This window comes from Arthrobacter alpinus (assembly GCF_001294625.1).
GTDB lineage: Bacteria > Actinomycetota > Actinomycetes > Actinomycetales > Micrococcaceae > Specibacter > Specibacter alpinus_A.
Genome location: NZ_CP012677.1, coordinates 2,795,069 through 2,808,189, shown reverse-complemented (window position 1 = coordinate 2,808,189; position 13,121 = coordinate 2,795,069). Strand labels below are relative to the sequence as shown.

Genomic DNA, 13,121 nt, shown 5'->3' with positions numbered 1-13,121 from the left:
TGCTGGACGCGACGGGTGGGCCCACTGTTGCGAGGGTCCTGCGGTGAGCTTGCGAGCCGTGGGAGCGACAGGGGAATAGGCTGGGGTCATGATTATTGGCATTGGTGTGGACGTTGTTGACATTGAACGCTTTGGCCGGCAGCTGGAACGCACACCGGGCCTGCGCGACAGGTTGTTTGTGCCAGCTGAACGTGGCTTGAACACGCAGTCTCTGGCGGCTCGGTTCGCTGCCAAGGAATCGGTGGCCAAGGCGTTGGGTGCCCCGGCTGGCATGAACTGGCAGGACTGCTGGATCGGCTTGGACGAGCAAGGACCCACGATCAACGTCAAGGGCACTGTTGCTGCCGTGGCGAAGGCCAAAGGCATCAAGCACTGGCACCTTTCGATGAGCCATGACGGCGGCATCTCCACCGCAATGGTCATAGCCGAGAGCTGACATGCTGCGCGCCTATACCGCCGCCGCCGTCCGCGCCGCGGAACAACCCCTTCTCGACGCCGGCCACGGCCCCGCCTTGATGCAGCGGGCCGCCCATGGCTTGGGGCTCGGTGTGGTGTCGGTGCTGCGGGCCCGGGGCAGGGGAGTCTACGGCTCCCGTGTGGCGCTGCTGATTGGCTCTGGCAACAACGGTGGCGACGCACTCTATGCGGGTGCCTACCTAGCCTCTCGCGGGTCCTGCGCGACGGCGTTGCTCACCAGTGACCGTACCCACACGGAGGCTTTGCTCGCGTTCATCAAAGCCGGTGGACGCATCATGCGCATGCCGGTTCTTCCCGCGGTGCCGGCTCTGACTCCCGGCCAGGAGCCGCCGTCGTCCGCTTCTGGGGAGAAAGGCGCGCTCGCGGCGTTCCTTGCCGAGTCGGCTTTCTGCGACATCATTATTGACGGTTTGCTGGGCACTGGCGGGCGTGGTGGGCTCCAGGGACCACTGGCAGAGGTTGTAGCGCAACTGTGTCACATGGTTGCGGCGGGTGACGGGCCAGCAGTTGTGGCCTGTGACCTTCCCAGCGGTGTCAATGCGACAACGGGTGAAGTCACGCACCCCGTGCTGCCGGCGGATCTCACCGTCACTTTTGGAGCGGCCAAAACCGGTGTGGTGTGCGCCCCGGCCGAGCAGCTGTGCGGCAGCGTGAGTGTCGTGGACCTTGGCATCGACGAATTCCTGGGGGCTCCCGACGTCCTCCGGCTTGAAACCGCCGACCTGGCAAACTTATTGCCCGTCCCGGCCACTGCCGATCACAAGTACACCAGGGGCGTTGCCGGGATTGTGGCGGGTTCGGAGCAGTATCCCGGGGCCGGCCTGCTGGCCGTGGCCGCGGCGTCGGCTTGCGGACCCGGCATGGTGCGGTATCTGGGGGCGGCTGAGGTCTGCGCCGCGATCCATATCCGTAACCCGGAGGTGGTTTGCTCTCAGGGGTCCCCCTTGGACGTCCGGGTGCAGGCCTGGCTGGTGGGCTCCGGCATCGACGGGGACAATGCCGCGTTGCTGCGGGCCAGTCAAGCCATGGAGTCCCGAGTCCCCACAGTGGTGGATGCGGCCGCCTTGACCCTCCTCGGGGCTGGGATACCTGAGGAAGACGCTGCAGAGGCCACCGGAAGCCGTCACAATGCGCATCTGGTGCTGACCCCGCATGCGGGGGAACTGTCCTTGCTCCTTACCCGGCACGGAATCGCCAAATCCCGTGCCGAGATCGAGGCCGCACCCCTGGCCGCGGCCCGCCTGGCGGCCCGGGTCACGGGTGCCACGGTGCTGTTGAAGGGCCCCACCACGGTGGTGGCCTCACCCGAGGGAACGGTGTACACCCAAGCTGACGGCGCGCCGTCGTTGGCTACGGCGGGGAGCGGAGACACCCTGGCAGGCGTCTTGGTGGCACTGCTCGCCATGCGGGCCGAACACCAGCACCAGGAAGATCCCTCTGAGGGGGTGCAAGACACGCTGGCCGTCACGGCGGCACTTGCCGCGGCGTTGCATGGCAGACTGGCCCATGTGGACAGCGGTGCGCCGTTGAACGCCGGAGCGCTGGCGGCACGGATCCCTGCCGTCTGGGCACGGATCATGCACTAACCCGAGGGGGAACCTGTGGAACTTTGGCCCGGACGGCAGCATCCACTGGGGTCCCACGCCGACGGCAACGGCACCAACTTTGCCGTGTTCAGCGGCGGTGCGCAGGCAGTGGACTTGTGTCTCTTCGACGCAGAGGGCACCGAAACGCGTCTCCCCTTGACCGAAGTGGACGCTTATGTGTGGCACGGGTACGTTCCCGGGGTGGAGGCCGGACAGCACTACGGGTACCGGGTGGACGGGCCGTGGGACCCGGCCAACGGGCTGCGTTTCAATCCCAGCAAGCTCCTGCTTGACCCCTATGCACGTGCCGTTGGTGGCGACATCAGGTGGGGGCAGCCGCTTTACGCCTACGAATTTGGGCAGCCACTGACCCGCAACGACAAGGATTCCGCACCGCACACCTACCGGTCTGTGGTCACAGACGAGCAATTTGACTGGACCGACGCCGACGGGCACGACGACGTCCGCCCCGACACTCCCTACTTCCAAAGTGTCATTTATGAGGCCCACGTGAAAGGGCTGACAGCCCTGCACCCGGATGTCCCGGAGCACCAGCGCGGCACGTATGCCGGGGTGGCGCACCCCGCGGTCGTGGCCCACCTGAAAAACTTGGGTGTGACCGCCGTCGAACTGATGCCGGTGCACCAATTTGTTCAAGACGACTCGCTCGCCGCAAAGGGTTTGCGCAACTATTGGGGCTATAACACCATCGGATTTTTTGCCCCGCACAATGAATACGCCTCCGCCACCGACCCCTGCGATCAGGTGCGCGAATTCAAGGAGATGGTCAAGGAACTGCACCGCAACGGCCTGGAGGTCATCCTTGACGTGGTGTACAACCACACGGCTGAAGGAAACCACCTAGGACCCACAGTGTCCTTCCGGGGTATCGACAACGGCGCCTACTACCGGCTCATGGACGGTGACAAGGAACATTATCTGGACTACACGGGCACGGGGAACTCTTTCAATGTCAGGGAACCGCATGCGCTGCAACTGATCATGGATTCGCTGCGTTACTGGGTGAGCGAGATGCACGTTGACGGGTTCCGTTTTGACCTGGCTGCGACCCTTGCCCGCGAGTTCTACGACGTCGACAAGCTGTCCACCTTCTTTGAAATGGTGCAGCAGGATCCGGTGGTGTCCCGGGTCAAACTCATTGCCGAGCCATGGGACCTAGGGCCCGGCGGATACCAGATGGGGAACTTTCCCCCGCAGTGGACGGAGTGGAACGGCAAATTCCGGGACACGGTGCGCGACTTTTGGCGTGGCGAGCCGGCAACCTTGGGCGAGTTCGCCTCCCGGCTGACCGGATCCTCGGACCTGTACGGGCATTCCGGTCGGCGCCCGGTGGCTTCCATCAACTTTGTCACCGCCCACGACGGCTTCACTCTGGCCGACCTTGTCAGCTATAACGACAAACACAACGAGGCCAACGGAGAGGACAGCCGGGACGGGGAGGCCCACAACCGCTCCTGGAATTGTGGGGTGGAAGGGCCCAGCGACGACGCCGGAATCCTGGCTGTGCGCGCCCGCCAGCAACGCAACTTCCTCACCACCTTGCTACTCTCCCAAGGGGTTCCCATGATCCTGCACGGGGACGAGCTGGGCCGCACCCAAAACGGCAACAACAACGCCTACAACCAGGACTCCGCGCTCACCTGGATCAATTGGGACACCGCAGATTCGCAGCTGATCGATTTCGTCTCCCGGCTGGTACGGTTGCGGGCAGCGCACCCGGTGTTCCGTCGTCGTCGCTTCTTCAACGGCCACCCCGTGGACCGGGGGGACGACGGCGCGCTACCGGACATCGTCTGGCTGCGCCCCGACTCGGCGGCCATGACCGGGGCTGATTGGGACAGCGGATTTGGGCGAAGCATTGGCGTGTTTCTCAACGGTGCCGGGCTGCCGGAATGTGACGCGCAGGGCCGGGCAGTGGTCGATGACTGTTTCTTGTTGCTGTTCAACGCCGGGGACAACGCCGTCGATTTCACACTGCCTGACGGGGAGTACGCGCAGCGGTGGGTGGTGGAGGTGCACACGGACGGAGTCAGTGCCTCGGAGTTTGCCTCCGGGGAGATGGTGTCCGTGACGGGGCGGTCGGTGCTGGTGCTGCGGGCCCCGGAACGAAACTGATTCACAGCAGGGCGCTGGTGACAGCAGCCAAGGGTGTCTCTGGCAGGGCCACCCAGAGGGCGGCTCGCAGCGTCCCGGTGGTGGCAGAATAAGGGTATGACTTTTCATGCAGCGGAAAACCGTTATGAGACCATGCCGTACCGCCGGATTGGCCGCAGCGGGCTGAAATTGCCTGCCGTGTCTTTGGGCCTGTGGCACAACTTTGGGGACGATAAGTCCTTTGACGTGCAGCGGGAGATCCTGCGCCGCGCCTTCGATCTGGGCGTCACCCACTTTGACCTAGCCAACAACTACGGCCCGCCCGCCGGCAGCGCCGAAACAAACTTTGGCCGCCACCTGAAGGACGACTTCGCCCCGTACCGCGACGAGCTCATCATCTCCACGAAGGCCGGCTACGACATGTGGCCGGGCCCGTACGGCGAGTGGGGCTCGCGCAAGTACCTGCTGGCCAGCTTGGACCAGTCGCTGAATCGCATGGGCTTGGACTATGTGGACATCTTCTACAGCCACCGCCCCGACCCGGAAACCCCCATGGAGGAAACCATGGGAGCCCTGGACACGGCCGTGCGTTCGGGCCGCGCGTTGTACGCGGGCATCTCCTCCTACACGCCAGCCCAAACGTTGGAAGCCGCCCGCATCCTGAAGGAAATGGGCACCCCGCTGCTCATCCACCAGCCGTCCTACTCCATGCTCAACCGCTGGAGCGAAAACGGCGAACCCAACCTCTATGAAGTGCTCGACACGGTCGGGGCGGGATCAATTGCATTCTCGCCGTTGGCGCAGGGGATGCTCACGGACAGGTACCTCAACGGCGTCCCCGCTGATTCACGTGCGGCCAAGGAACACTTCCTGCACGAGCACGACCTCACCGAGGACAAGATGGGCCGTGTGCGGGCGCTTAACGATATTGCCGCGTCCCGCGGGCAGTCGCTGGCACAGATGGCCATCGCCTGGATCCTGCGCGACCAGCTCAAGGGTAGCCCCGTGACCTCGGCCTTGGTGGGCGCCTCCAGTGTTGCCCAGCTGGAAAACAACGTGGCCGCCATCAAGAACGTGGGCTTCACGGATGCCGAGCTGACGGCGATCGACGAGTTCGCTGTCGAATCTGAGATCAACAGGTGGGCGCAAAAGTAGGCTGGGTACCTCATGCAACGGCGGCTGTGTGACGAAACAGCGAGATAATCCTTGCGTGAGGGAACAAAACCGGGGCAGGGGGAGTTGACTAGAATGGTTAAGGGCGCCGTTGGGGCGTCAGGCCCGGTTGAATATGCCGTGCGTGTTGTCTTCGTATAAGAAATGAAGGCGTGCGCCAACCTATCACCGCTTTGTGTGAGAGCCGGGTCCGTGTGAGTTTTATGAAGGAGTTCCGTGTCCAATTATCCTATTCGGGTTGCCATTGTCGGCGTGGGCAATTGTGCCTCGTCTCTGGTCCAGGGCGTCCAGTACTACCAAAATGCTGATCCGTCCGTGAAAGTACCGGGCCTGATGCACGTTGAGTTCGGCAAGTACCACGTCAATGACGTGACATTTGTGGCCGCTTTTGATGTGGACAGCAAAAAGGTGGGGCTCGACCTCTCCGACGCCATTGGCGCCAGCGAGAACAACACCATCAAACTGGCCGATGTGCCCAAGCTTGACGTTCCCGTTTTGCGCGGACACACCCTTGATGGCCTGGGCAAGTACTACCGTGAGACCATCGTGGAGTCCGACGCAGACCCCGTGGACATTGTGGCAACTCTCAAAGCCGCCAAGGTTGACGTCCTGGTGTGCTACCTGCCGGTTGGCTCCGACGCCGCCGCCAAGTTCTATGCACAGTGCTGCATCGACGCCGGCGTGGCATTCGTCAATGCCCTCCCTGTTTTCATTGCCGGCACCAAGGAATGGGCCGACAAGTTCACGGCAGCCGGTGTCCCCATTGTGGGTGATGACATCAAGAGCCAGATCGGTGCCACCATCACACACCGTGTCATGGCCAAGCTTTTCGAAGACCGCGGTGTGATCCTGGACCGCACCTACCAACTCAACGTTGGTGGCAACATGGACTTCAAGAACATGCTCGAGCGCGAACGCCTGGAGTCCAAGAAGATCTCCAAGACCCAGGCTGTCACCTCCAACACCTCGGCCGTACTCAGCGCCGACGACGTTCACATCGGCCCGTCCGATTACGTCGCCTGGCTTGATGACAGGAAGTGGGCGTTTGTCCGCCTCGAGGGTCGTAACTTCGGTGACGCCCCGGTGTCCCTGGAATACAAGCTTGAAGTGTGGGATTCGCCCAACTCGGCCGGTGTCATCATCGACGCCATCCGTGCAGCGAAGATCGCCTTGGACCGTGGCATCGGCGGACCCATCCTGTCCGCCTCCAGCTACTTCATGAAGTCCCCGCCGGTGCAGTACGCCGACGACATCGCGCACGAAAAAGTTGAGGCCTTCATCCGCGGCGACGTCTAAACGCTGCATCACCAATGACGCTTTAAAGTGGAACGCTCCCCCACTTCATTCGTGGGGGAGCGTTCCACTTTAAGGCCGAGTGCCTTAGCGGGACGAGGTAAATCCTGAGGTGATGGTGGGATCTTCCCACGCTTTGCGCAGTGTGCTCTTGATGAGGCGGACGGCGTTCTGGAACCCGTCTGCATAGTCTGCTTGCGTGAAAATCAAGACAGTCCACCCTGCTACTTCGAAGGCCTTGTCTCGGCGTCTGTCGCTGTGGCGCTGCAGCTCATCAAGGTGATGGGCGCCGTCGTACTGGATGGCGATGCGCCGCGAACGGAAGCCAGCGTCTGCCGACGGCGAGTCCGGACGGTCCCAGAGGGTGAGCTGCAAGTCGGGCTCAGGCAAACCGGCGTCGAGCATGGCTAGGCGCAGGAGGGTTTCAGGTCCGGAATCGGCGCCAACGCGCATGAGTTCAATGGCCTTTCTGGCGCGGACGATTCCCTGCAGGTTCCGGTGTCGCCCCACCATTGCCCGCAGTTCGTTGAGCGTGGTGTAGGGGGTGAGGCGGTTGTCAAACTCGAGCCGGGGAATGCGGATAAGCTGATCGCCCATGCACACCAGCTCGGACAGGGGCAATAAGGACGCCATCTCAAGCCAGGTGCGGGCCCGGGTGCTGATTCGCAGATCCCCTTTTGTGTCAATCTCGTCGGTGAACACCATGACGTTGTGGCCGGTAATGCCCTTCCGGCGTGTTTGGGGCAGCTCGCGGGGCTTGCTCAGATGGAGTTCATGCGAATCCGACAGCCACGGCGGAAGGATGAGCTCATGTAGCTGCGCCGCTGTGACATGCGAGATCCAAGCGCCCGGCGTGGCAGCACAGAGCGCACGTGCAGCGGTTCGGAGCTCAAAGTCCCACCCTGCAGGACGGTACAAACCGTAACTGATGCCTTCCACGGCTTTGTGCCGGAGCTGATTGCGCGACAGACCTAAGCCCTGTGCCTCAGTTGAAGCGAACGGTACTGTGGGGTGGCCGAAATCGTCGCTTGGTTCCATGAAGACATTCTGGCCCATATTTAGAAGCAACGTCCGAAGTTATCCACAGGCGCTGCATCACCTTGGACGACTGGGATGGGCGACGCTGCTAAGGTGATGCAGCGTTGGCGGAATAGTCGTTATTGATGATGCAGCGTTGGGTTAGGGGGCGAGCCAGAGAGTCGTTTCGGCCGGGATTGTCCCCTCCGCCGTCCCTTTCCCTGCTGCGGGGTCGCCCGAGCGCAGCACCACCTTGGCGGGGGCGACGCCGGTCGGCAGCGCCGCGGCAACGGGCGCGAAGTTGGTCAGGACCTCCCAGCCGTTCGGGCGCCGGTAGTGAACCATGTCGGAAGCGGGGGCGCTGAGCCATTCCAGGGTCTCGACGGTTTGCAGGGCACGTCGGAGCTTCAGCGCCGCACGGTACATTTCCAGTGTGGACCCGGCCACGCCGTCCTGCACATCCGCGGCATGCTCGCCGAACCAGGCCGGCTGCGGCAGCCACGGACTGCCGCCGAAGCCGAAGTTCTCCGCCGCGGCACTCCAGGGCAGCGGCACCCGGCACCCGTCGCGGCCCTTGACCTGGTGGTTGGTCCGGAACCAGGTGGGGTCCGCCAGCGCCGAGGCGGGCAGATCTGCCACCTCAAAGAGCCCCAACTCCTCGCCCTGGTACAGGTAGGCAGAGCCGGGCAGGCCCAACATGAACAACGTGGCTGCCCGAGCCCGCCGCAACCCGCGGGCCAGGTCCGGCACGGGAGCGGCGCCATCAGCCAGTAGCCACGCCTCCAAGTCCGCCAGCGTACTGCCATCTGGCAGTGCGTAGCGGGAGGGGTGCCGGATCACGTCGTGGTTGGAGAACACCCAGGTGGAGGATGCCCCCGACGCCTCCGCCTCGGTAAGGCACTTCTGGGCGACGGTGCGGAACTCAACGGCAGAAAATGGGGCCTGCAGCAGGTCAAAGTTGAAGGCCTGGCCCAGCTCAGTGGGGCGAGCGTACTTCAAACGGCGGCTGGTAAACGGCACCCAGGCCTCGGCCACGGCTGCCTTTGGCGGGTGGTACTCGTTGAGCACTGACCGCCAGCCGGCAAAGATCTCGTGCACGGCGTCGCGGTCAAAGAGCGGGTCGGAGCCGTCGTCGACGAGGATTTGTAGTTCCGGTTTGGACCGCAGCGGCAAGGTCATGTCCTTGGCCAGACCGTGCGCAACGTCCACACGGAAGCCGTCCACACCCCGATCTGCCCAGAACCGCAGCGTGGTGTGGAAGTCCTCGCGCACCTCCGGGTTGTCCCAGTTGAAGTCCGGCTGCTCGGAGGCGAACAGGTGCAGGTACCACTGGCCGGGGGAGCCGGCATGCGGCCCTGCCTGCTCCACCACGCGGGTCCAGGCGGGCCCGCCAAAGTGGGAGGGCCAGTCCGACGGCGGCAGCTCGCCGTTCTCGCCGAGGCCCTCAAGGAAGTGGTACCGGGCGCGTTCGGGGGAGCCGGGCGCAGCGGCGAGGGCGGCAGTGAACCACGCGTGCAGGTTGGAGGAGTGGTTGGGCACCACATCGACAATGACGCGGATGCCCGCGGCGTGGGCGGCGGACACCATGGCGTCGAAGTCGTCCAGGGACCCCAGCCGGGGATCGACGTTGCGGTAATCGTCGACGTCGTACCCGCCGTCGGCCAGCGCTGAGGGATAGAAGGGACTGAGCCAGATCGCGTCCATGCCCAAAGCGGAGAGATAGTCCATCCGGGCCGTGACGCCGGGGAGGTCGCCCATGCCGTCGCCGTTGGAGTCGGCGAAGCTGCGAGGGTAGATCTGGTAGACGGCGGCCTGGCGCCACCAGCTGGCATCGTGGGAATCAAAGGTGGACATTATGTGATGGATCCTCTCATGACGCCGGAGATGACCCAGCGTGGGCGAATTGGTAGATCAAGAGCAACGGTGCCATGGTCATGAGGTAGGACGCAAAGGCCATTGTGTAGTTGGTGCTGAATTGGCTCTGGAAGACGGTCTGGGCCAGGGCTGGCGACGTCCATGATGGCCGCCTCGTCCCGCTCGGCCGGGGTCGACGTGATGAATGCGGTGTAGAACAAAAACAGCCCACGGAAGTGACGGTGCCCGAGGTCAGCATCGTGTTGGGGCAGTTGCTGCGTGTCCAGGTGTTGGAAATGTTTTTCAGGTGGGGCTTGGGGGCGCCGGCGTTCCTGGCCTAACACCTGTCAGCACCCCGGCGGGATGACGTACTGGTAGGTCAAGGCGAGGTCGTAGCTGGCCATTGTCTGGGCTGCCGTCTTTTCCCAACCAAATGATTCGGCGAACACAGAGGCGGCCCGACCCATGTCGATCCGGGTTTGCGGAAAGTCGTACAAGGAAGCAATGGCTGCGGCCCACAGACGGGGGGACCTGCCCTCCACCAATAGCCCCGTACGCCCGTCACTGACCGCCTTGGGCAGCCCCCCCACATTAGTGGCGACCACGGCCGTGCCGCAGGCCTGCGCCTCAAGCGCCACCAGCCCAAACGATTCACTGGCGGAGGGCACCGCCACAATGTCAGCGCTGCGGTACCAGTTGGCCAACTCGTCCGGCCCAACGGGTGGGAGCACCCTGGCGCTAGCGCTGAGCCCGGCGTCCGCGAGCAGTTGCGGCAGATCATATTTTTCGTTGCCACTGCGGGCGCCCAAAAACGTCATGCGCAACGGAATGTCCGGGCGCTCGGAGCGCAAGATAACGGCTGCCTTGACCAGGATGTGAGGGCCCTTCAGGCGTTGTAGGCGTCCGGCAAACACCAGGTGAAAATCCTCTGCCGCAACGCCCAGGACCTGCCGGGACCTGTCCCGAAAAGCCGGCTTGAAAACCTTCAGGTCAACGCCGGGCGAAACGATGTCGATGCGCTGCTCGCAGCCGTCGTAGTGGCCTTCAAGCTCGGCGGCCTCCGCCGTGGTGTTGGCTATCAGGCGGGTGGCAGCTGCCACGATGTGCTGCTCACCGTCCTCTCTGATGCCGGGTTCGGCCGCCTGCCCCGGTTGCAGGTGGCCGTTTTTGACCCGGGCCATGGTGTGCATGGTGTGCACCAACGGCAGGTCCAGCGTCTGAGCCACCAGCACCCCCACCATGCCCGAGACCCAATAGTGGGAGTGGACCACGCCCACGGGCACGGAGGTGAGGTGGGCAATGTGGGTGGAGACGGCGTCGGCCATCTTATTCACGAGCTCCGGCAGGGCCTCCTTGGAGATTTTCGCGAAGGGGCCGGCGGCGATGTGGTGGACGTTGACGGCCGGTGCCATGGACACGGTGTCGGGCTGCCCGGAGGAGGTACGGCGCGTGTAGATCTCCACCATCACCCCGGCGGCGGCCAGCTCCAACGCTAGCTGGCGGACGTAGACGTTCATGCCTCCGGCGTCGCCGCCACCGGGCTGGTCGAGGGGGGAGGTGTGCAGGGACAACATGGCAACGCGTCGGACCTGATGCATTGGCTGTCCTTTCGGCTGCGACGGATGTAACTGTCCTTATCTTTCCACTGCCGCCGGCATTCTGTGACAATTCTTGGCAGTGAGCGGCGCCACACCGGGGTGTCCGCACGCCAGCAGGTCCCGGGTCCGTGCCGGGAAGGCCTAAAATGAAGGTGTGAAATCCATCGCCGCATCCGTTCAGGCCCGCGCCGTCTCCCCCGAACGGCAAGCCATCATTGACCTTTCCGCGATTTCCAAAAACATAACGGCGCTGCGGGACATCGCCGCCCCAGCCAAGCTGATGGCTGTGGTGAAGGCGGACGCGTACGGGCATGGGGTGGTTCCGGTGGCCCGCACAGCGGTTGCCGCAGGCGCGCAGTGGCTGGGTACTGCCCATGTCAGCGAGGCGCTGACGCTTCGTGAAGCGGGGCTTCACGTGCCGGTCCTGGCGTGGCTGCACACGCCCTCAACCGACTTCTTCGCCGCCGTCGCCCAAGGGATCGACCTTGGCTGTTCCGGCTGGGAACTGGAGCACATTGCGGCCGCTGCCCGGGCCCAGGAACGCCCTGCCCGTATCCATCTGAAGATCGACACCGGGCTGGGCCGCAACGGCAGCACCATGGCGGACTGGGATGCGCTGGTAGCTGAGGCCATCGCCTACCAGGACGAGGGCCTGCTGCGCGTGGTGGGAGTGTTTAGTCACTTTGCGGTCGCCGATGAGCCGCACCGCCCCGAAACCGATGAGCAGCTCCAGCTCTTCCGGGAGGCGGTGGCTATCGCCGAGGACGCCGGGGCGGACCTGGAGGTGCGTCACATCGCCAACACCCCCGCAACACTGTCGCGCCCGGACTCGCACTTTGACATGGTCAGGGTGGGCCTGGGAATTTACGGGCTGTCCCCCTTTGCAGACCAGACATCTGCGCAGTTGGGCCTCATCCCGGCCATGACGCTGCAGACCCGGGTGGCGTTGTGCAAGGACGTCCCGGCGGGTCAGGGCGTGTCGTACGGGCTGGGGTATGTCACCGCTGGCGCCACCACATTGGGCCTGATTCCGCTGGGCTACGCCGATGGCATTCCGCGCATTGCCACGGGAGGTCCGGTGCACGTCAACGGCCGCAGCTACCCGGTGGTGGGCCGGATTGCCATGGACCAGATGGTGATTGATCTGGGGCCCGATGGGCGCTCACACTTTGCCAGTGCCGAGGTTCCGGGCTCCGCCTTGGGGGCCACCGCCGTGCTGTTTGGGGACGGGGCCGACGGCGGTCCTGTGGTTGAGCAGTGGGCTGCGGCGGCCGGGACGCTGAACTATGAGGTGGTGACTCGGATCAGCCCGCGCGTCCCCAGAACGTATGTGGGCGGCCCCGCGGGCACTAACGGCCCCGGCGGCCGGCCTGCCAATGAGCCAGGAGGACAGTTGTGACGGCCTGGGAATTTTCCACCACCACGGCCGAGGCGACCCAGCACCTTGCCGGGAACCTCGCCACACTGCTACAAGCAGGGGACCTGATCGTGCTCAGTGGCGAACTGGGGGCAGGGAAAACCACGTTCACCCAGGGACTGGGGAGCAGCCTGGGCGTGCGGGCCGGCATCATCTCACCGACGTTCGTGTTGGTCCGCATCCACCCTAATCTCCCTGATGGGCCCCGCCCGGGCGGGCCGGATCTGGTCCATGTGGATGCTTACAGGCTCGGATCTGCCGCTGAGATCGATGATATCGACCTGGAAAATACCATGGACTCAGCCGTCACAGTAGTGGAATGGGGTGCGGACAGGGTGGAGCACTTGGCCGACAGTCGGCTGGAAATCGATCTGCTGCGAGCCACCGGAAGCGCAACTCTGGCGCAGGGCCCGTGGCGGGTTCCGGCGTCGCCTCTCCCAGGGAACAATCCGGAGGACGGGACCGGCACCTTTGATCTGGCCGACGATGACGAAGACGAACCACGCATTTTGCGGCTCCGGGCGATTGGCCCACGCTGGGCCGGTATCGACTTCTCCGGCCTAGACCGGCCTGGCGAACCAACAGAATAGA

11 protein-coding genes are annotated in these 13,121 nt (G+C 64.1%); 8 read left to right on the top strand and 3 right to left on the bottom strand.

Translation table 11 applies throughout. From position 1 onward, the window contains the following. Positions 1–88: 88 nt before the first annotated feature. The 5 genes from AOC05_RS12660 to AOC05_RS12640 all read left to right on the top strand — a co-directional run bounded on the left by AOC05_RS12660 (position 89) and on the right by AOC05_RS12640 (position 6,647). The gene (locus AOC05_RS12660; protein ID WP_062007528.1) at positions 89–436 is read left to right on the top strand and encodes a holo-ACP synthase; all 348 of its coding nucleotides are present in this window, start codon (positions 89–91) and stop codon (positions 434–436) included. A 1-nt stretch (position 437) separates the two neighbouring features. After that, on the top strand, positions 438–2,063 hold the full coding sequence (locus AOC05_RS12655) for a bifunctional ADP-dependent NAD(P)H-hydrate dehydratase/NAD(P)H-hydrate epimerase (protein WP_062007527.1): 1,626 nt from the start codon (positions 438–440) through the stop codon (positions 2,061–2,063). Positions 2,064–2,078: 15 nt separating this feature from the next. Beyond that, entirely contained in the window at positions 2,079–4,199 is a 2,121-nt protein-coding gene (glgX, locus tag AOC05_RS12650) for a glycogen debranching protein GlgX (protein ID WP_062007526.1), read from the top strand. Between the two features lie 96 nt (positions 4,200–4,295). Further along, on the top strand, positions 4,296–5,333 hold the full coding sequence (mgrA, locus tag AOC05_RS12645) for an L-glyceraldehyde 3-phosphate reductase (RefSeq protein ID WP_062007525.1): 1,038 nt from the start codon (positions 4,296–4,298) through the stop codon (positions 5,331–5,333). Between the two features lie 234 nt (positions 5,334–5,567). Further along, positions 5,568–6,647, top strand: a complete 1,080-nt coding sequence (locus AOC05_RS12640; protein ID WP_062007524.1) for an inositol-3-phosphate synthase — start codon at positions 5,568–5,570, stop codon at positions 6,645–6,647. Between the two features lie 84 nt (positions 6,648–6,731). Here AOC05_RS12640 and AOC05_RS12635 read toward each other — a convergent pair whose 3' ends face one another. Then, positions 6,732–7,682: a DUF559 domain-containing protein gene (locus AOC05_RS12635; RefSeq protein WP_062009757.1), complete on the bottom strand. Its 951-nt coding sequence runs from the start codon at positions 7,680–7,682 to the stop codon at positions 6,732–6,734. Positions 7,683–7,823: 141 nt separating this feature from the next. Then, a complete protein-coding gene (locus tag AOC05_RS12630) occupies positions 7,824–9,515 on the bottom strand; it encodes a glycoside hydrolase family 13 protein (RefSeq protein ID WP_062007523.1) in 1,692 nt (563 codons plus the stop codon). A gap of 113 nt (positions 9,516–9,628) precedes the next feature. Here AOC05_RS12630 and AOC05_RS19490 point away from each other — a divergent pair, with 113 nt between their 5' ends. Beyond that, positions 9,629–9,856 (top strand): hypothetical protein, encoded by a 228-nt coding sequence (locus tag AOC05_RS19490; RefSeq protein ID WP_062007522.1) that lies wholly within the window; start codon positions 9,629–9,631, stop codon positions 9,854–9,856. 6 nt (positions 9,857–9,862) lie between these two features. Here the strand turns inward: AOC05_RS19490 and mshA are convergent, their stop codons facing one another. Further along, positions 9,863–11,113 (bottom strand): D-inositol-3-phosphate glycosyltransferase, encoded by a 1,251-nt coding sequence (gene mshA, locus AOC05_RS12620; RefSeq protein ID WP_062007521.1) that lies wholly within the window; start codon positions 11,111–11,113, stop codon positions 9,863–9,865. A gap of 154 nt (positions 11,114–11,267) precedes the next feature. Here mshA and alr point away from each other — a divergent pair, with 154 nt between their 5' ends. Beyond that, positions 11,268–12,512 carry an alanine racemase gene (alr, locus tag AOC05_RS12615; protein ID WP_062007520.1) on the top strand — a complete coding sequence of 415 codons (1,245 nt, stop codon included), beginning with the start codon at positions 11,268–11,270 and terminating at the stop codon, positions 12,510–12,512. Then, positions 12,509–13,120 carry a tRNA (adenosine(37)-N6)-threonylcarbamoyltransferase complex ATPase subunit type 1 TsaE gene (tsaE, locus tag AOC05_RS12610; protein ID WP_062007519.1) on the top strand — a complete coding sequence of 204 codons (612 nt, stop codon included), beginning with the start codon at positions 12,509–12,511 and terminating at the stop codon, positions 13,118–13,120. Before alr ends, tsaE begins: the two co-directional genes overlap by 4 nt. Position 13,121 lies beyond the last annotated feature (1 nt).